The 19,072-nt window shown below is 71.9% G+C and carries 13 protein-coding genes; 11 read left to right on the top strand and 2 right to left on the bottom strand.

All coding sequences use genetic code 11. The features are described 5' to 3' along the window. Positions 1-129: 129 nt before the first annotated feature. The 6 genes from VO99_RS19140 to VO99_RS19165 all read left to right on the top strand — a co-directional run bounded on the left by VO99_RS19140 (position 130) and on the right by VO99_RS19165 (position 6,933). The gene (locus tag VO99_RS19140; protein WP_232315421.1) at positions 130-1,527 is read left to right on the top strand and encodes a maltoporin; all 1,398 of its coding nucleotides are present in this window, start codon (positions 130-132) and stop codon (positions 1,525-1,527) included. A 96-nt stretch (positions 1,528-1,623) separates the two neighbouring features. Beyond that, positions 1,624-2,913, top strand: a complete 1,290-nt coding sequence (locus VO99_RS19145) for an ABC transporter substrate-binding protein (protein ID WP_046114523.1) — start codon at positions 1,624-1,626, stop codon at positions 2,911-2,913. 19 nt (positions 2,914-2,932) lie between these two features. Then, complete coding sequence (locus tag VO99_RS19150) at positions 2,933-3,862, top strand: carbohydrate ABC transporter permease (protein WP_046114524.1); 930 nt, start codon at positions 2,933-2,935, stop codon at positions 3,860-3,862. Further along, positions 3,859-4,743 carry a carbohydrate ABC transporter permease gene (locus tag VO99_RS19155; RefSeq protein ID WP_046114525.1) on the top strand — a complete coding sequence of 295 codons (885 nt, stop codon included), beginning with the start codon at positions 3,859-3,861 and terminating at the stop codon, positions 4,741-4,743. Before VO99_RS19150 ends, VO99_RS19155 begins: the two co-directional genes overlap by 4 nt. Positions 4,744-4,755: 12 nt before the next feature. Continuing rightward, a complete protein-coding gene (locus tag VO99_RS19160) occupies positions 4,756-5,847 on the top strand; it encodes an ABC transporter ATP-binding protein (protein WP_046114526.1) in 1,092 nt (363 codons plus the stop codon). 63 nt (positions 5,848-5,910) lie between these two features. Beyond that, positions 5,911-6,933: a LacI family DNA-binding transcriptional regulator gene (locus VO99_RS19165; protein ID WP_046114527.1), complete on the top strand. Its 1,023-nt coding sequence runs from the start codon at positions 5,911-5,913 to the stop codon at positions 6,931-6,933. A gap of 22 nt (positions 6,934-6,955) precedes the next feature. On the opposite strand, the gene VO99_RS19170 is transcribed toward VO99_RS19165, so the two are convergent. Beyond that, a complete protein-coding gene (locus tag VO99_RS19170; protein ID WP_052736456.1) occupies positions 6,956-8,779 on the bottom strand; it encodes a methyl-accepting chemotaxis protein in 1,824 nt (607 codons plus the stop codon). 298 nt (positions 8,780-9,077) lie between these two features. Between VO99_RS19170 and VO99_RS19175 the strand changes: the two genes are divergently transcribed. Genes VO99_RS19175 through VO99_RS29040 form a run of 5 tightly spaced genes read left to right on the top strand, consistent with a single transcriptional unit; the run spans position 9,078 to position 16,318 of the window. Then, positions 9,078-9,521 carry a FecR family protein gene (locus tag VO99_RS19175; protein WP_083440747.1) on the top strand — a complete coding sequence of 148 codons (444 nt, stop codon included), beginning with the start codon at positions 9,078-9,080 and terminating at the stop codon, positions 9,519-9,521. After that, positions 9,518-10,132, top strand: coding sequence for an OmpA family protein (locus VO99_RS19180; RefSeq protein WP_052736457.1), 615 nt, complete (start codon positions 9,518-9,520; stop codon positions 10,130-10,132). Before VO99_RS19175 ends, VO99_RS19180 begins: the two co-directional genes overlap by 4 nt. Before the next feature lie 5 nt (positions 10,133-10,137). After that, positions 10,138-12,255: a CHASE2 domain-containing protein gene (locus VO99_RS31400; protein ID WP_232315422.1), complete on the top strand. Its 2,118-nt coding sequence runs from the start codon at positions 10,138-10,140 to the stop codon at positions 12,253-12,255. Further along, a complete protein-coding gene (locus tag VO99_RS29035; protein ID WP_052736458.1) occupies positions 12,252-14,333 on the top strand; it encodes a diguanylate cyclase domain-containing protein in 2,082 nt (693 codons plus the stop codon). Before VO99_RS31400 ends, VO99_RS29035 begins: the two co-directional genes overlap by 4 nt. Positions 14,334-14,392: 59 nt before the next feature. Beyond that, complete coding sequence (locus VO99_RS29040) at positions 14,393-16,318, top strand: GGDEF domain-containing protein (protein WP_157039650.1); 1,926 nt, start codon at positions 14,393-14,395, stop codon at positions 16,316-16,318. Between the two features lie 17 nt (positions 16,319-16,335). On the opposite strand, the gene VO99_RS29045 is transcribed toward VO99_RS29040, so the two are convergent. Beyond that, entirely contained in the window at positions 16,336-19,059 is a 2,724-nt protein-coding gene (locus VO99_RS29045; RefSeq protein WP_052736460.1) for a hybrid sensor histidine kinase/response regulator, read from the bottom strand. Positions 19,060-19,072: the final 13 nt, after the last annotated feature.

Genomic DNA, 19,072 nt, shown 5'->3' on the forward strand with positions numbered 1-19,072 from the left:
TTCGGGTAAACGCGGAAGCGGCGCCAAAGCGGTTTGACTAAAGTCCAAACCGCTTTGGCAGGTTAGCAAAGTCCAACCCTACCCGCGTTCCATGCCCGCAGCGGCATGTCAATGACAGAGCCACCACAAATGAGACAAGTGATTTTCGCCCTCGCCGCCGCAGCCGCCGCGGGCATCGGCGTCCCGGCCTCGGCCGCCCCCGTCGACTTCACCGGCTACCTGCGCAGCGGCGCCGGTTCCAGCAGCGAGGACGGCAAGGAAGTCTGCTTCCGCATGCCGGGCTCCATCGTCTGGTTCCGCCTGGGCAACGAGTGCGACACCTATGCCGCGCTGTCCTTCGGCGCCAAGCTGGGCGAGGTGGATGGCACCACCTTCAAGACCAAGTTCACCACCGCCTACGGCACCCAGCAGCTGGCCAACTGGGAGCAGACCACCCCCGCCTTCCGGGAAGCCTTCGTCGAGGCGGTGGACATCGGCGCCTCCACCGGCTGGGCGCCGCTGAAGGGCGCCACGCTGTGGGCGGGCAAGCGGTTCTACAAGAACCCCGACATCCACATGCTGGACTACACCTACTGGGAGCCGGCGGCGGCGGCCGGCTTCGGCATCGACGGCATCAAGACGAGCCTGGGCAAGTTCTCATACGCCTACCTGCGCGCCGGCGACTTCGACGGCTACGGCATCGACAAGACCAACACCGCCTACAACCCGCAGATCATCGACGGCGGCTCGCGCACGGCCACCTCCCATGACCTGCGCTTCGAGGAGATCGACACCAACCCGGGCGGCCAGCTGATGGCGGGTGTGAACCTCATCGTCAACGGCAACCGCAGCGGCAGCTCGACGTACACCAACGACAGCTTCCAGCTGATCGACATCGACAACAACCCGAACACGCCCGCCGTGAACGTGCTGGTCCGCGAGACCAAGACCGTCAGCAACAAGGGCAAGAACGGCTTCGGCTTCACCGTCAGCCATCGCCAGAAGGACTTCCTGGGCCTGGGCGGTTTCCATGACACCGGCTTCCAGTACGCCAAGAACGCCGCGGCGCTCAAGGGCTTCGGCTTCGCCGCATCGCCGGCCGAGCGCACGGAGTGGCTGCTGTTCAACCACTGGGTGATCGAGCCCAAGAACACGCCCTACACCGCCACGGTGACGGCCGGCTACCGCCACGCCAGCCCGGACGGCGGCGACAAGACCAAGGACTTCTGGATCGGCGCCCGCCCGCAGTACCACATCAACAACGTGTGGAGCCTGATGTCCGAAGTGGGCTACCAGCAGGTGAAGGTGACCGGCGAGGACACCCGCAAGCTGGCCAAGGTGACGCTGGGCACGCAGTTCTCGATGGGCAAGAGCATCTGGGCCCGCCCGGCCATCCGCTTCTACGCCACCTACGCCAAGTGGAACGACGCGGCCGCCGCCGCCGGCTCGGTGGCCTGCACCGGCCGTGACTGCGGTACCGCCGTCGACGCCTTCGCCGACAAGCGCAGCGGCGTCGGCTACGGCGTCCAGGTCGAGACCTGGTTCTGACCCCGCACCGCCCTCACTGACCGCGCCGGGGGCCTCTCAGGGCCCCCGGCGCATCACCGCCTCTACTTTTCCTTCCGAACCAGGCCTGGAGACACCATGAACATCCCGCGTCGCAGCCCCCTCGCCCGCAGCATCCACATCGCCTTCCTCGCCGCCGCCGCGGCCGCCGGCGCCGCCCACGCGCAGACCTCGGTCAGCATGTGGGTGCATGCCGGCCCGGGCCCCGAGCGCGATGCCTACGTGGCCTCGGTCAAGGCCTTCAACGATGCGCAGAAGGACATCAAGGTCGACCTGGTGGCCTTGCCCGAAGGCAGCTACAGCGACCAGGTGAACGCCGCCGCGCTGGCCAAGAAGCTGCCCTGCGTGCTCGATTTCGACGGCCCCAACGTCTACAACTACGCCTGGACGAAGAAGATCGTCCCGCTGGACAACTTCCCCGGCGTCAAGGACCTGAAGGCGCAGATGCTGCCCACCCTGGTGCGCCAGGGCACCTACAACGGCAAGCTCTACAGCGTCGGCCAGTTCGACTCCGGCCTGGCCATCTGGGCCAACAAGAAGACCCTGACCGCCGCCGGCATCCGCATCCCCAAGGGCGTGGACGACGCCTGGACGCTGGCCGAGTTCGAGGACGCGCTGAAGAAGCTCAAGGCCGCCGGCGTGCCCTTCCCGCTGGACATGAAGTTCAACTACGGCATCGGTGAATGGGTGTCGTACGGCTTCTCGCCCATCCTGCAGAGCTTCGGCGGCGACCTGATCGACCGCAAGACCTACAAGACCGCCAAGGGCGTGCTCAACGGTCCGGCCTCGGTCAAGGCGATGCAGACGGTGCAGGGCTGGATCAAGGCCGGCTACGTCAACCCCGCGGCCAAGAACGACGGCGACTTCGCGGCCGGCAAGTCGGCCCTGTCCTGGGTGGGCCACTGGGTCTACGCCGACTACAAGAAGGCGCTGGGCGACGACCTGATCCTGCTGCCCATGCCCAAGCTGGGCGCCAAGGCCGCCACCGGCGCCGGCTCGTGGAACTTCGGCATCTCGGCCGACTGCAAGGCCCCCGATGCCGCGGCCAAGGTGCTGGCACACCTGATGAGCAAGAACGAGATCCTGCGCGTGACCGATGGCAACGGCGCCGTGCCCGGCACCACCGAGGCCCAGGCCGCCAGCAAGAACTACGCGGCCGGCGGCGCGCTGCGGCTGTACGTGGACCAGCTGAACAAGGGCGTGGCCATCGTGCGCCCGGAGACGCCGGCCTACCCGGCCATCTCCAGCGCCTTCGCCGAGGCGATGAACAACATCTTCGGCGGTGCCGACGTGCAGAAGGAGCTCGACAAGGCCGCCAGGAAGATCGACCAGACGATCGAGGACAACAAGGGCTACTCGAACCGCTGAGCGAGGAGACACAGACACCATGAGCACCGCGATCCAGATACCTCAACCCAAGCCGAGTCCGGCCACACCCGGCGCCTGGCTGTTCGCGGGGCCGGGTGTCCTGATGCTGTTCCTGTTCCTGGGGCTGCCCTTCCTGATGGCCTTCGTGCTGTCGTTCACCGACCAGCGGCTGGTGACCAACGAGGAGCTGGGCACCGACTTCGTCGGCCTGCGCAACTACGTGCGGCTGTTCGAGGACGATTCCTTCTGGGCCGCCCTGGGCAACAACTTCATGTTCGTGGCCATCGTCGCGCCGCTGCAGTCGGCCTTCGCGCTGCTGCTGGCGGTGATGGTGAACAAGCCGCTGAAGGGCTCGCGCATCTTCCGCACCGTGTACTTCATGCCGGTGGCCACCACCATGGCCGTGGTGGCCGTGGTGTGGTCGCTGATGTACAACCCGGACGGCGGCGTCATCAACCGCTTCGTCTCGGCCATCAGCTTCGGCGCGCTGGGCCCGTACGACTGGCTGCGCGACCCCGAGCTGGTGATGTACGCGGTCATCGCGCTGTCCATCTGGCAGGGCGTGGGCTTCCAGATGCTGGTGTTCCTCGCCGGCCTGCAGTCCATCCCCGAGGACCTGTACGAGGCCGCCAAGCTCGACGGCGCCACGCCGTTCAAGCAGTTCCTCTACATCACGCTGCCGCTGCTGAAGAACACCACCATCTTCGTGGTGGTGACGACCACGATCTACGCCTTCCAGCTGTTCACGCAGGTGCAGATCATCGCCAGCAGCGGCACCGCCGCGCCCGTCGATTCCTTCCGCACCGTGGTGATGCTGATGGTGACCGAGGGCTTCAAGAACGGAAAGATCGGCTACGCCTCGGCCCTCGCCGTGGTGTTCTTCGTCATCGTGCTGGCGCTGTCGCTGCTGCAGCGCGCACTCGTCAAGGAAGAAAGGGCAGGCGCATGAGCACCATGGCTCCTTCGCAATCGCGCCAGAACCTCGTGGCCAAGCTGGCGCAGTACGCGCTGCATGCCGTGCTGTGCGCGTTCTTCATCTTCCCGCTGCTGTTCATGTTCGTGTCGGCCTTCAAGACCGACGAGGCGCAGCTGCTGCGCGACATGAACAGCCTGGCCGCCTTCCTGCCGCAGGGCGAGCTGTCGCTGGGCAACTTCATCGAGGTGTTCAACGGCTCGTCGTTCGTGCGGGCCTTCTTCAACTCGCTGTTCACCGTCAGCGTGACGGTGGTGCTCGGCATCCTGGTCAACAGCATGCTGGCCTATGCGCTGGCGCGCTTCCGCTTCTTCGGGCGCGAGGTGCTGCTGTCCATCGTGGTGGCGCTGATCATCATCCCGTTCGAGGCCATCGCGGTGCCGCTGCTGCTGCTGGCCAACCAGCTGCCGTGGTTCACCGGCGAGGTGGGCTGGCTCGACAGCTACCGGGTGCAGATCATCCCGTTCATCGCCAACGCCTTCTCGGTGTACCTCTTCTACCAGTTCTTCATCGCGCTGCCCAAGGACCTGGAGGAGGCCGCGCTGATGGACGGCGCGGGCCGCCTGCGCATCTACTGGAGCATCGTGCTGCCGCTGTCCAAGCCGGTCATCGCCACCGTGGCGGTGCTGCAGTTCCTCGCCCGCTGGGGCGACCTGCTGTGGCCCATCATGGTCGTGCGCGGCGAGACCTACGCGACGCTGCCGCTCGCGATGCAGACCTTCTTCGGCCAGTTCCCGCGCCAGTGGGGCGACGTCATGGCATTCGCCGCCATGGCCACCCTGCCGACGCTGCTGGTCTTCCTGATCTTCCAACGCTGGTTCGTGCGCAGCGCGATCTCCAGCGGCGTCAAGGGCTAACAAGGCGACAACATGGCCAGCGTCTCTCTCAAGAAAATCCACAAGACCTACGCCGGTGGCGTGCACATCATCAAGGGCATCGACCTGGAGATCGCCGACGGCGAATTCATGGTGTTCGTCGGTCCCTCGGGCTGCGGCAAGAGCACGATGATGCGCATGATCGCGGGCCTGGAGGACATCACCGCCGGCGAGCTGCGCATCGGCGACCGCCTGGCGAACGACCTGCCGCCGGTCGAGCGCAAGGTGGCGATGGTGTTCCAGAGCTATGCGCTCTACCCGCACATGACGGTGGGCGAGAACATGGGCTTCGGCCTGAAGATCAACGGCGCCACCCGCGAGGAAGTGAATGCCGCGGTGGGCCGCGCCGCCGAGGTGCTGCAGATCACCCACCTGCTGGACCGCCGGCCCAAGGCCCTGTCGGGCGGCCAGCGCCAGCGCGTGGCCATCGGCCGCGCCATCGTGCGCAAGCCCGGCGTGTTCCTGTTCGACGAGCCGCTGTCCAACCTGGACGCCGGCCTGCGGGTGCAAATGCGGGTGGAGCTGGCCAAGCTGCACAAGGAGCTGGGCACCACGATGATCTACGTCACCCACGACCAGACCGAGGCCATGACGCTGGGCGACCGCATCGCGGTGTTCAACGGCGGCCACATCGAGCAGGTGGGCCCGCCGATGGAGCTGTACCAGCAGCCGGCCAACACCTTCGTGGCGGCCTTCCTCGGCTCGCCGAAGATGAACCTGCTGCCCTGCGACGTGCACTCGGCCGACGGCGTGGAACTGCAGGTCAAGCTGAGCGACCGGGCCGGCTTCAGCTTCGGCCGCAACGACGCCGCCCGCTACCAGGGCAAGTCGCGCCGCATGACCGTGGGCGTGCGCCCCGAATCGCTGGGCGTGGCCAGCCAGGGCGCCGGCATCGCCGCCGAGGTGGTGCTGGTGGAGCGCCTGGGCGACGTGCAGGTGGTGCATGCCCGCGTGGCCGGCACCGAGTCGGTGGCCACGGTCAAGCTGGCCGAGAACGGCAGCAGCCTGGCCGCTGGCCAGCAGGTGGTGCTGCGCCCGGAGCCCGGCAGCTGCTACCTGTTCGACGAGAACGGCAAGGCCGCCTGAGGCAGCGCCCGCGGGGGGTTTGCGACAATCCTGACACCCCCACTCGACGGAGCCGCCACCCCCGTGCCGATCGATCTGAAGCAGTTGTCGGCCCGGCTGGGCTTGTCAGCCACCACCGTCAGCCGCGCGCTGAACGGCTACGACGATGTCAGTGCCAAGACCCGGGAACGGGTCGAGCGCATGGCGCGTGAACTGGGTTACCAGCCCAACCGCACCGCACGCCGGCTGGCCCGTGGCCAGGCCGATGCGGTGGGGCTGGTGTATCCGCTGGACGCGGGCGACCTGGGCGACCCGCGCTTCCTGGAGGTGATCGAAGGCCTGTCCGACCGGCTGGAAGCCGCGCAGATGGACCTGCTGCTGGCCTCCGCCCGCGAGCACTCCGAGCTGCGCACCTACGAGCGGCTGGTCAGCGGCGGCCGGGTGGACGGCGTGATCGTGGCCCGCACCCGCGTGCAGGACCCGCGCATCGACTACCTGCTGCAGGCCGGCATGCCCTTCGTGGCCTATGGCCGCACCGCCCGCAGCGACGGCTTCGCCTGGTTCGACTTCGACAACGAGGCCGGCATGGTGCTGGCGGTGCAGCAGCTGCTGGCCGCGGGCCACACCCGCATCGGCTACCTGCATGCGCCGCTGGAGCTGAGCTTCGCGCTGCAGCGCTACTCCGGCTTCCAGCGGGCGATGCAGATGGCCGGCGTGCCGGTCGACCCGGCGCAGGTGGTGGCCGGCGGCCTGTCGCGCCGCACCGGCTATGCGGCGGCGCAGGCACTGCTGGCGGTGCATCCGCGGCCCACGGCGCTGATCGCCGACAACAACCTGTGCGGCGTGGGCGCGGTGCGCTGCCTGCTGGACGGCGGCATCGCCATCGGCCGCGAGGTCTCGGCCATCGTGTACGACGGCGTGCCCGACGACACCCTGCTGGTGGGCCGGCGCATCGCCGCCATCGGCCAGCCCACCGCCTACGGCGCGGGGGAGACGCTGGCCGAGATGCTGCTCACCCTGGTGCAGGGCGGCACGCTGGCCGAGCCGCGGCGGCTGCTGCAGCCGGTGTTCGAGCCCGGCGACTCCATCGGCCCGCCGGCCGGCTGAAGCGCGCCGGGCTGCTGCTGCATCACTGCAGCTTGAAGCGGCCCACCGCGCCGGCCAGCCGCGTCGCCTGCTCGCGCAGGCTCTCCGCTGCGGCCGAGCCCTGCTCCACCAGCGCGGCGTTCTGCTGCGTCATCACGTCCAGCTGCGCGACCGCGCCGTTCACCTCCTCGATGCCCTGGCTCTGCTGCCGGGTGCTGCCGCTGATGCCTTCGATCACGCCGGCCACGCGGCCCACCAGGGCCAGCAGCTCGCGGGTGGACTCGGCGGCGGTGCGCACCTGCTGCGTGCCGTCCTGCGCCTGCGCCATCGACTCGGCCACCAGGCCGCGCACTTCCTTCGCGGCCTGCGCGCTGCGCTGGGCCAGGGCCCGCACCTCGCCGGCCACCACCGCGAAGCCGCGGCCCTGCTCGCCCGCGCGGGCCGCTTCCACCGCCGCGTTCAGCGCCAGCAGGTTGGTCTGGAAGGCGATCCCGTCGATCACGCCGATGATGTCGCCGATGCGGCGAGACGAGGCATCAACGCCTTCCATCGAGCGCTCCACCTGCGCGATGGCCTGGCCGCCGCGGCCGGACGCCGCCTGGGCCGAGCGGGCCAGCGCATCCGCCTCGCGGGTGCTGTCGGCATGGCTGCGCACCTGCTCGGTGATCTGGCACATGGCCGCGGCCGTCTGCTGCAGCGAGCTGCTGGCCTGCTCGGTGCGGCTGCTCAGGTCGAGGTGGCCGGTGGCCACCTCGGCACTGGCGGTGGCGATGGCATCGGAGGCCATGCGCACCTGCTGCACCATGGCCTGCAGCGACCCGACGAAGCGGTTGAAGGCGCGCGCCAGCTGGCCGATCTCGTCCTCGGTCTCCACCGCCATGCGGCGGCTCAGGTCGCCGTCGCCCTCGGCGATGTCGGCCAGCAGCGCGGCGGCGCGGCGCACCGGCGCGGCGATGGCACGCGACACCCACACGATCAGCAGCAGCGCCAGCACGCCGCCCACGCCGCCGGCGATCAGCGGGCCGGTCCAGGCGGCACGGGTGGCCGCGGCCAGCAGCTCCGCCCGCGGCACCGTGGCCACCACGTAGAGGTTGAGCTCGGGCACGAAGCTGGCGGCCAGCACCCGGTCGCCGCCCTCGGCCGGCTGCACCGTGTGGCGGAACTCCTCGCCGTCCTGCAGCAGCGTGGCCACCGCGCCGGCATGGAAGCCGGGCAGGTCGGCCAGGGCATGGCGACCGTCGGCCAGGGTGGCGTCGCGGTGGACGACGATGGTGCCGTTGGGCCGCACCAGCATCACCGAGCCGGTCTCGCCGATGCGGTAGCCGCGGATCCTGTCGGCCATGGTGTTGACCGACAGGCCCAGGCCGGCCAGCCCGGCATGGCCCGGGCCCGCATCGAAGCGGGCATTGATGAACAGCATGTACTCGTTGCTGGACTTGTCGCGGTCCAGGTCCAGCGTGTAGGGCCGGCCACTGGTGAGGAAGCGGCCGAACCAGGCCTCGTCGGCGCCCAGCACCCGCTGCAGGCCGGCTTCCGAGAGGTAGCGGCCATTGGCCTGCGACACCCAGTACACCGCCGAGGCCTTGTGCTTGGCCTTCAGCCGCCCCGCATAGGCCTGGAAGGCCGCCAGGCCGTCCTCGGGCTGGCCGGCCCGTTCCCACTGCAGCAGGAAATGGTTGTCCGCCATGTCGAGCGAGGCGGTCAGCGGTTCGCTGATCTGGCGCTGGATGTCGGCGCGCACGCGGCCAAGCACCGCCGGCAGCTCCTGCTGCACCACGCGGTCCTCGAAGGCGCCGCGGGTGAGCCACATGCCGGTGGCCATCGAGATGACGATGAAGCACAACAGGCACAGCAGCATGCTGGCCATGAGCTTGCGCTGGATGGACCAGCGCCGGACTGCAACAAGACCCATGACCTTCAAGGTGGCAAGTGGACGACGACCGACCTATATCGACGCGGCACCCGCGAAGTTGACCGTGATGCCTGCACGCCTTGCAGGCCGTGCCGGATCCCCACCTTGAGCGAATTCGTTACAAAACGCAGCTCAATGCCGCGGGCGTGGTGGCCGATATGGGCGAATCCATGCACTCCCGTGCCGGTCACGACCCGGTGCGGCGGGGCGTCCACGACCCGGCCGACCCCGGCCGCCAGCAGTAAAGGTTCGGATGTACCGCAAGAATTTGGCCGCCCTGGCCGCCCTGCTCATGCTGGCCGGCGGCACCGGCGTGGCCAACGAGGCGCATGTCGCGCTTTTCAAGAACGTCACCGGCGAGGTGACGGTGCTGCGCCCGGCCGGCAACGTGGCCGCCACGCCCGGCATGACGCTGCAGGTGGCCGACCGCCTGGTGTCGGGCCCCGGCGCCTCGGCCGGCATCATGTTCAAGGACGGCACCGCCGTCACCCTGGGCCCGGCCAGCGAGCTGGAGCTGCGCGACTACGCCTTCGAGCCCAAGGATGCGCGCTACGACTTCGACGTCTACCTGGCCCGCGGCAAGGCCATCTACACCAGCGGCAAGATCGGCAAGCTGGCGCCCGAGGCGGTGAAGGTGGGCACGCCCACCGCCACCGTCGGCGTGCGCGGCACCCGCTTCATCGTGGAAGCGCAATGAAGGCCGCCGCCGCCCTGGCCGCGGCCGTGCTGCTGCTGGCCGGCTGCGCCACGCCGCCTGCGCCGCCGCAGCCGCGCACCACCGTCACCCTGATGCCCGACGAGGACGGCCGCGTGGGCGCGGTGCTGCTGAGCAATGCCGCCGGCACCCAGCGCATCGACCAGGCCTATGCCGCGGCCACCGCGGTGGGCTCGGCCTCCGCCCCCGGCGCGGCGCAGCCGCAGCAGGAAGCCGCCGTCACCGCCGCCCATGGCGACCTGCTGAAGGCCCAGCCGCCGCGGCCGGTGACCTTCGTGCTCACCTTCGTGCTGGACAAGACGGTGCTCACCGAGGCCGCCAAGGCCCAGCTGCCGGCGCTGCTGGCCGCGGTGCGCGAGCGCAAGCCCACCGAGATCAGCGTCTTCGGCCATGCCGACAGCACCGGCAGCAAGGAACGCAACCTGCGGCTGTCGGCCGAGCGTGCCCGCGCCGTGGCCGACTGGCTGCGCAAGAGCGATGCATCGCTGGACCGCATCGAGGTGCAGTCCTTCGGCGATGCCGAACCGCTGGTGCCGGCCGCGCCCGGCGTGCCCGAGCCGCGCAACCGCCGCGCCGAAGTCATGGTGCTCTGACGGCCATGCCCGCCACGCACCGCACCGGCCCGGCGCTGGGCCACAAGGTGTCGCCGCGGCATGCGGCGCTGATGCTGGTCATCGGCCTGCTGCTGCCGCTGGCCATCGGGCTGGCCGGGCTGCTGCAGCCGGCCTGGCTGGCGCGGCTGGAACACGGGCTGCAGGACGAGCTGATGCGCCGCACCGCCTCGGGTGCCACCGCGCAGCAGGTGGTGGTGGTGGACATCGACGACGTGAGCCTGGCCGCGGTGGGCCAGTGGCCCTGGCCGCGCTACCGGGTGGCCTCGCTGATCGAGCGCATCCACCAGGCGGCGCCCGCGGCCATCGCCATGGACATCCTGTTCCCCGAGCCGGACCGCAGCTCGCTGCTGACGCTGCAGCAGACCTTCAAGCAGGACTTCGGCATCGACGTGGCCATCGGCGGCGTGCCGCCCGGCCTGCTGGACAACGACGGCTACCTGGGCCAGCAGATGGCGCGGGCCGGCGTGGTGGGTGCCCGCTACTTCTACTTCGACCATGCCACGCCCGGCGCGCAGCCGGCCGATGTCCAGCCGCTGCAGGTGGGTGGCCGCACCGACCTGCTGGCGCTGCAGGAAGCCACCGGCGTGCTGGAGAACACCGCACCGGTCGCGCGGCGCACCCGCAGCAGCGGCTTCGTGAACCAGAAGCTGGACGACGACGGCGTGCTGCGCCGGCTGCCGCTGCTCATCGGCCATGGCGGCCGGCCGCAGGTGAGCCTGTCGCTGGCCGCGGTGATGCGGGCCCAGGGCCTGCGCGCGGTGCAGGTGCTGGCCACGCCCGACGGCCTGGCGCTGCAGGTGGGCACGCGGCAGCTGCCGATGGATGCGGCCGGCTATGCCACGCTGCGCTTCGACGGCGGGCCGGCCAGCTATCCCGCGGTGTCGGCGGTGGCGCTGCTGGCCGGCCAGGTGCCGGCGGAGGCGCTGCGCGGCAAGGTGGTGTTCGTCGGCACCTCCGCCGTGGGGCTGAAGGACGTGCACACCACCGCGATGCACCCGGCCTTCCCCGGCCTGCGCATCCATGCGCTCATGGCCGAGAACCTGCTGCAGGGCCGCTTCTTGCACACGCCGCCGTGGGGCGCGGCGGTGGCGCTGGCGGCCTGCCTGGCCACCGGGCTGCTGATGACCGCCATCTTCGTGCTCGCCATCCGCATCCCCACCCTGGTGGCCGCCAGTGCGGTGGTGCCGGCGGCGGCGCTGGGGCTGGCGGTGGCGCTGTACCTGCGCAGCGGGCTGCTGCTGCCGATGGCCGCGCCCTGCCTGTCGGCGGGCCTGCTCTTCATGGTGTTCTTCATCACCCGCTATGCGCTGGAGCGCAGGCGTGCGCTGGCCTGGCGGCGGCAGCTGGAGAACGCACGCCAGGTCACCATCGAATCGATGGCCTCGGTGGCCGAGACCCGCGACCCCGAGACCGGCGCCCACATCAAGCGCACCCAGCACTACGTGCGGGCCGTGGCGCTGCATCTGCGGGCCACCGGCCACCACACCGCACTGCTGACCGACGAGTACATCGAGCTGCTGTTCATCTCGGCGCCGCTGCACGACATCGGCAAGGTGGGCGTGCCCGACCACATCCTGCTCAAGCCCGGCCGCCTCACGCCCGAGGAGATGGAGCAGATGAAGCAGCATGCCGAGTTCGGCCGCAAGATCATCTTCAGCACCGCGCAGCGCATCGAGGGCGACAACTTCCTCACCATCGCCGGCGACATCGCCGCCACCCACCACGAGAAGTGGGACGGCAGCGGCTACCCGCTGGGCCTGGCGGGGCAGGACATCCCGCTGGCCGGCCGCATCATGGCGGTGGCCGACATCTACGACGCGTTGATCAGCCGCCGCTGCTACAAGGAGCCGTTCAGCCATGCGCGGGCCACGCAGATGATGCGCGAGCTGCGCGGCAAGACCTTCGACCCGGTGGTGCTGGACGCCTTCTTCGAGATCGAGGACACCATCCAGGCCATCGCCGACGAGCACCGCGACGAGGCCGAGGGCGACGCCTCGCCCGAGGTGGCCGCCGCCCAGGTCATCGAAGGGCTGAAGCAGCACCGGCCCGCCCCCCTGCCGGCCGCGGCGTCCACCCCCCGCGACCACGCGCAGCAGCCGTGAAGCACCGTTCGCCGCGCCGTGCCGGCGCCGTCCTTGCCGCGGCGCTGCTGCTGCCCGGCGCGCTGCCGGCCCAGCCTGTCGCGCCGGCGCCCGGCCCTGCCGTGCAGGCCGCGCCTGGCGCCGAGCTGCCGGACCGCCTGCTGGCGCTGGAGACCCTGGGCCGCGCCCAGCCGGCGCCGGCATCGCAGCAGCTGCAGGCCTTGCTGGACGCCAGCCCCGCCTTCAGCGACCTGCGGCTGGCGCTGCTGACGGTGCAGGGCCTGATGTGGGCCGAAGCCGCGCAGGGCGACGCCGCCGAGCGCAGCGCCGTCCAGCTCGACGCCTGGCCCGAATCCGCCGGCCCCGCGCGCGCTGCCCGCGCCGCGGCGGCCGCGCTGCTCATCCGCGCCAGCCTGGCCGCCCACGGCGGCCACGACCTGCAGCGCGCCGACCAGCTGCTGCAGCAGGCGTTGCAGGCGCTGCCGGCCGGCGTGCCCGACCTCGAGCGCTACCGTTTCGTGGCCGCGCACGGCTTCATCAAGGACCGCGCCGGCCAGCTGGAAGCCGCGGTGCGGCTGAACCACGAGGCGCTGGCGCTGGCCGACCGCATCGGCACGCCCTGGCGCCGGGCCGAGGCCCGCAGCGCGCTGGCCTACAGCTACTTCGGCGCCAGCCAGCTGGAACGGGCCCGCACCCTCAGCGACGAGGCCTTGGCCGTGGCCACCGCCGCCGGCGATGCGGTGGCCCTGGGCCGGGCCCACAACACCGCCGGCATCGTGCTCGACGGCCTGGGCGACCGCGAGGGCGACCGCCGCAGCTTCGAGCTGGCCATCAGCCATGCGCGGCGCGCCGGCGCCAAGCGCGACGAGGCCCGCTACCTGGCCAACAGCGCCGACTTCTACCTGAAGAAGGGCGACTACAGGACCGCCCTCGGCCATGCCCAGCGCGCGCTGCCGCTGGCACGCGAGCTGCGCGACCCGGACACCGAGCTGGTGTCGCTGGCCAACATCGGCTTCGCCCACATCGCGATGCAGCAGCTGGCCCCGGGCAAGCGCTTCGTGGCGCAGGCCATCGCCATCGACGAGCAGCGCGGCGCCTGGGGTGGCGCCGCCTCCACCTACCTGGAGCTGGGCACCTACCTGGAAAAGGCCGGCGACCTGCGCGGCGCGGTGGCCGCCTACCACCGCCACCGCAAGCTGGCCGCGGGCGTGCTGCGGGTCGACCAGCAGAAGGCCATCCTGGCGATGCAGGAGCAGTACGACGCCGAGCAGCGCAGCCGCTCGCTGGCGCTGCTGCAGCGGGAGCAGGACATCAAGGCCGAGCAGCTGCACCGGCGCGACCTGCAGCAGCGGCTGTGGTGGCTGCTGGCGGCGGCGCTGGTGGCTTCCTTCGGCGTGCTGGTGGCGCTGCAGCGGCGGGTGCGGCAGGCCAACCGGCTGCTGGCCCGCAGCAACCAGGTGCTGCGCCAGTATGGCGAGCGCGACCCGCTCACCGGCCTGGCCAACCGCCGCGGCTTCCAGGCCGCGATGCAGCAGCGCGCGGCCGACGGCACCCTCAGCGGCACGCTCTACCTGATCGACGTCGACCACTTCAAGCGCATCAACGACCGCCACGGCCATGCCGCCGGCGACGCCGCGCTGGTGGAGGTGGCGCAGCGCCTGCGCGCCACGCTGCGCGAGGACGACCTGATCGTGCGCTGGGGCGGCGAGGAATTCCTGGTGGTGGTGCAGGCGCTGTCGCCCGAGCGCATCGACGCGCTGGCGCGCCGCATGCTGGGCGCGCTGCAGGCCACGCCGGTGCAGGTGGAGCGCCAGACCATCGCCGTCACCGCCTCCATCGGCTTCGCCACCTTCCCCATCGGTCCCGGCGCGCTGGCGGTGCCCTGGGAACGGGCAGTCAACCTGGTGGACACCGCCATGTACCTGGCCAAGACCCGCGGCCGCAACCGCGCCTACGGCGTGCGGCTGCGGCAGGCGGCGAACGACGCCTCGCTGGAGGCGATCACCGGCGCGCTGGAAGCCGCGGCCGACGACGGCCGCGTGGCGCTGACGCTGCTGCGCGGCGACGGCGGCGAGCCATCGGTGGAGCAGGCGGCGTGAGCGCCGCCGCCCGGTGGGATCCCGCGCAGCGGGAGGGTGCACCCGTCAGGCGCTTGACCGTGGCCCTGCGGCGTCGGCTGCTGGCGCTGGTGCTGGCCGCACTGGGGGCGGCGCCTGCCGCCGCCACGCCCGCCGCCTTCGAAGCCCAGGTGGACCAGCTGCAGCGCAGCGGCTATGAGCATCCCGACGCCGCGCTGGCCGGGCTGCAGCAGCTGCGCCGGCAGGCCTCCACGCCCGAGGCGCTGCGGCTGGTGCTGCAGGCGCTGGGCAGCATCCAGGCCCAGGCCGGCCGCAGCCGCGACGCCGAAGCCACGGCCGAGCTGCTGCTGGAGCTGGCGCAGCAGCCGGCCCCGCGGGAGCAGGCCGGCCGCGCGCTGGCCGGCTCCAACCTCGTGCGGGCGCAGGTGGCGGAAAACGGCGGCCAGTCGGCGATGGCGGCGGCGCTGGCACAGGCGGCGCTGCAGGTGTTCGAGGCCGACTGCCCGCCCCACACCGAGCGGCCGCTGCACTGCGACTACCGCGCCGCCTGGAGCGCCCGCCAGATCGTGCAGCGGCGCGCGGTGGGCCAGGGCGTGGCCGCCACGCAGGCCGCCCATGCCCGCGCCGCGCTGGCGCTGGCCGAGGCCGGCGGCGACGCCCGCCGCCAGGCCACCAGCCTGGGCGCACTGGCGGTGCTGGCCGAGGAGGCCGGCGACGGCGAGGAGGCCCGCCGCCTGATCGCCCGCGCCCGGCGCCTGGTGCTGCCGCTGGACGACATGGGCGAGCTGGCCCGCCTGAGCGACATCGAGGCGCGGCTGGCCGGCATCCGCGGCGACCAGCGGCATGCGCTGCACCACCACCAGCAGGCCCAGCTGATGGCCGCCCGCGCCGACGCGCCGCGGCTGGAAGCCCGCATGCTCACCAACCTGAGCGATGCCTACGTCCATGCCCAGCGCCCGGCCGATGCGCTGGCCGCGGCCGAGAAGGCCCTGCTCATCATCCGCCAGCGCCACGACCTGCGCGCCGAGCGGGCGGCGGTGAACAACGCAGGGCTGGCCAAGATCGGCCTCGGCCGGCTGGCCGAAGGCAAGGAAGACCTGGCCCGGCTGATCGCGCTGTGGGAGGCCGGCGGCGACACCGGCCGCCAGGCCGAGACGCTGCGCGAGTTCGGCGAGGCCCTGGCCGCCGCCGGCGACGCACGCGCGGCCATCGACCTCTTCCACCGCGAGCGGGCGCTGAGCGCCGAGCTGATGCGCATCAACCGCAGCGCCGCGCTGAAGGAGCTGCAGGCCCGCAACGACGCCGAGGCCCGCCAGCGCGACATCGACCTGCTGGCCCGCGACAACGCGCTGAAGACCGAGGCGCTGGCCAACCGGGCGCTGCAGCAGCGCATCGGCTGGCTGCTGGCCGCGGTGATGCTGGCCGCCACCGCGGCCGCGCTGCTGCTGTACCGGCGGGTGCGCAGCACGCACCGGGAGCTGGCCGCCAGCCAGGTGCGGCTGCAGGCGCAGAGCGAGCGCGACCCGCTCACGCAGCTGTCCAACCGCCGGCATTTCCAGGCCGCGATGGCGCGGCTGGCCGCGCCCGACGGCAGCTTCCACGGCGGGCTGCTGCTGGTGGACATCGACCACTTCAAGCGCATCAACGACGTGCAGGGCCATGCGGCCGGCGACGAGGTGCTGGTGGAGGTGGCGCGCCGGCTGCAGGCCGCGGCCGGGCCCGCCGACCTGGTGGTGCGCTGGGGTGGCGAGGAATTCCTGCTGGTGCGCCCGGGCGCCGATGCGGCCGCGGTGCAGCGGCTGGCGCAGCAGCTGCTGGCCGCGGTGGCCGGCAAGCCGGTGGTGGCCGGCGGCCAGCCGCTGCAGCTGAGCGCCTCCATCGGCCACGGCAGCTTCCCGCTGCCGCCGCATGGCCGGCCGGTGCGGCATGAACAGGCCATCGCGCTGGTGGACCGGGCGCTCTACGCGGCCAAGCACCAGGGCCGCAACCGCGCCGTCGGCGTGTAGCGCCGGCCGCCCGGCGCTCAGCGGCCCAGCACCGCCGCCACGCCCGCGCGCAGCTTGGCGAAGTCGATCGGCTTGGTCCAGTAGGCCTGCGCACCGGCGCGGGTGGCGGCCTCCACCTCCTGCGGCATGGCGCTGGCCGACAGCGCGATGACCGGCAGTTGCGCGGTGCGCGGGTCGGCACCCAGCCGCCGCAGCACCTCCAGGCCATGCATGTCGGGCAGCTGCATGTCCAGCAGCACCAGGTCGGGCTGCAGCTCGGCGGCCCGGCGCAGGCCTTCCTGGCCGCTTGCGCACACCACCACCTGCACCTGGGAATGCTGCTGGAAGTAGGTTTCCACCAGCAGGGCGTTGACCGGGTTGTCCTCGATGTAGAGCACGGTGCCGGTCAGCGCGTCGGCGCCCTCGGGTGCATCCAGCGGCGCGAAGGCGCTGGGCACCGCCTCCCCCCGCGGCGGCTGCCAGGGCAGCGAGACGGTCACCGTGGTGCCCAGGCCCTCGCGGCTGTCGAAGGACAGCTCGCCGCCCAGCAGCTCCACCAGCCGGCGGGTGATGAACAGGCCGATGCCGGTGCCTTCGATGGCCGAGCGCTCGCGCCCCAGCCGGTTGAAGGCCTGGTACAGGCCGTCGAGCTGCGCCTGCGACATGCCGAAGCCGTCGTCCGCCACGCGCAGCTCCATGCGGCGGCCGTCGCAGCGGGCCTGCAGCCGCACATGGCCGCCCGGGCGGTTGTACTTGATGGCGTTGGACACCAGGTTCATCAGCACCTGGCGCAGCCGCACCGGGTCGGTCCGCATTGTCAGCGGCAGGCCGGCGGCGGGCTCCAGCTGCAGCGTCACCTGGTGGCGGCGGGCCAGCGGCTGGTTGAGCTGCACCACGCTGGCCAGCTGGGCGGCCATGTCCACGTCGGTCATCTCCACCGTCAGCTCGCCGGCCTCGATGCGGGTGACGTCCATCAGGTCGTCGATCAGCACCTTGAGCTGCCGCGCCGCGGCCATCACATGGCCCAGCTGCTGCTGCGCCTCGGCGTCCTGCCGCGCCTGGGCCCGCGCATGCTGCAGCTGGGCGAAGCCGAGCACCGCATTGAGCGGCGTGCGCAGCTCATGGCTGACGTGGGAGAGGAACTGCGTCTTCGCGCGGTTGGCGGCCTCGGCGGCGGCCAGCGCCTGGTGCGCCGCCTTGTGGCGGTCCAGCGTGAGGCCGAAGGACAGCTCGCGCGCCAGCTCGTCCAGCAGGCCCACCAGCTCGTCGTCGAAGGCCACGCCCGGCGCGGCGCACAGCGTGAGCACGGCCAGCCGCTCCTGCTCCACCTCGATGGGCACGGCGGCCATCGGCGCCTCGTCGGCCGGCGCGTCGATGGCGGGCCGGCCGCTGGCCAGCGCCTGCTCGGCCAGCGCCAGGTCGCGGTTGCCCCAGAGCACCGCCTCGTCCGAGCGCCGCGGCGCGCTGCCGGCGCGGCTGTGGGCCACCACCCGCAGTCCGCCCGCCTCGGGCCGGGAGACCCAGGCCTGCTCGGCCAGGCCGGTGGCGATGCAGGCGCGGCACACCTCTTCGTACAGCGCCTGCGGCGGCATCTGCCGCGCGATCGCCTGGCCGGTGGCCGACAGCGTCTCGTGGAAGCGGCGCAGCTGCACCGCATGCCGCTCCGACTGCTGCAGCTGCGCGGCGCGCTGGTCGTTGCGCTCGATCAGCCGGTTGAACTCCACCGCCACCTCGCCGAACTGTCCGGGCAGGCCGGCATCGGCGCGCACGTCGGTGTGGCCGGCATGCAGCCGGCGCGCGGTGTCGGCGATGCTGTGCAGCGCGGCGGTGAGCCGGCGAGCCGCCAGCCAGGCCGCCGCCAGGCCCAGGCCGATGACCACCAGCGCCAGCGCCACCGCGCGCAGCAGCTCGGCATTCACCGGCGCGTACACGTCGGCCACCGGCATGCCGGCCAGCGCGTCCAGCCCGTGCTTGCCGATGGGCGCGGCGGCATAGGCGCGGCGCTGGCCGTCCAGCCCGGTGGCGATCATCATGCGGGCGTCGGCCACCTTGGTGGCGCCCAGCAGCGCGGTGGGCAGCGCCGCGCCCATCCAGCGCTCGGGGTCGGGCAGGCGCGTGAGCATGATGCGGCGGTCCTTCACCACCGCCACGATGCCGCCGGCGCCGCGCAGGTCGCCCTGCAGCGACGCGTTCACCGCCTGCATGTCGATCACCGCCACCACCAGTCCGGTCTTGCGGCCCTGTTCGTCGCGCACCGGCAGCGTGAGGTACATCACCATGCGGCCGCTGACCGGCCCGCGGCGCGGCTCGCTCAGCAGGAAGTGGTCGGCCGCCAGGCCGGCGCTGAACCAGGCCAGGTCGGCGAAGGAGCGGCGCGGCACATGCGGCTCGGCCGAGCACACATGGGTGCCGTCGGCGCGGAAGAAGCCGATGTTGGTGTAGGCCACGCCCTGGCCGGTGGCACCCTGCACCAGGTCCTCGCAGGCCTCCGGCTGCAGCGTGCGGATGCTGCGCCGCGTGGCCAGGAAGCTCAGCAGGTGCTCCGCGGTGAGCAGGTGGTTGCGCATGTGCTCCGCCACGTCGTGCACCTGCTCGCGCAGCACGGTGGCGGCGCGGCGCTCGGCCTGCCGGCGGGCGTCGAGGATGCTCACCGCCTGCAGGGCCACCAGCGGAATGGCGGCGGCGGCCACGATCAGCAGCAGGCGGGAGAAGAGGTAGTCCGGCTGGCGCCGGCGGCTGGCGTTGGCGGCTGGAAGGCCCATCAGTACTGCTGGA

Origin of the sequence: Aquincola tertiaricarbonis (assembly GCF_000969605.1) — a bacterium.
Lineage (GTDB): Bacteria > Pseudomonadota > Gammaproteobacteria > Burkholderiales > Burkholderiaceae_C > Aquincola > Aquincola tertiaricarbonis.

Excerpts from the sequence above, each read along its gene's own strand:
- VO99_RS19180 (WP_052736457.1), top strand. The coding sequence starts at position 9,518 with ATGAAGGCCGCCGCCGCCCTGGCCGCGGCCGTGCTGCTGCTGGCCGGC.
- VO99_RS19175 (WP_083440747.1), top strand. The coding sequence starts at position 9,078 with ATGTACCGCAAGAATTTGGCCGCCCTGGCCGCCCTGCTCATGCTGGCC.
- VO99_RS19160 (WP_046114526.1), top strand. The coding sequence starts at position 4,756 with ATGGCCAGCGTCTCTCTCAAGAAAATCCACAAGACCTACGCCGGTGGC.
- VO99_RS19145 (WP_046114523.1), top strand. The coding sequence starts at position 1,624 with ATGAACATCCCGCGTCGCAGCCCCCTCGCCCGCAGCATCCACATCGCC.
- VO99_RS29045 (WP_052736460.1), bottom strand. The coding sequence starts at position 19,059 with ATGGGCCTTCCAGCCGCCAACGCCAGCCGCCGGCGCCAGCCGGACTAC.
- VO99_RS19155 (WP_046114525.1), top strand. The coding sequence starts at position 3,859 with ATGAGCACCATGGCTCCTTCGCAATCGCGCCAGAACCTCGTGGCCAAG.
- VO99_RS19150 (WP_046114524.1), top strand. The coding sequence starts at position 2,933 with ATGAGCACCGCGATCCAGATACCTCAACCCAAGCCGAGTCCGGCCACA.
- VO99_RS19170 (WP_052736456.1), bottom strand. The coding sequence starts at position 8,779 with ATGGCCAGCATGCTGCTGTGCCTGTTGTGCTTCATCGTCATCTCGATG.
- VO99_RS19140 (WP_232315421.1), top strand. The coding sequence starts at position 130 with ATGAGACAAGTGATTTTCGCCCTCGCCGCCGCAGCCGCCGCGGGCATC.
- VO99_RS31400 (WP_232315422.1), top strand. The coding sequence starts at position 10,138 with ATGCCCGCCACGCACCGCACCGGCCCGGCGCTGGGCCACAAGGTGTCG.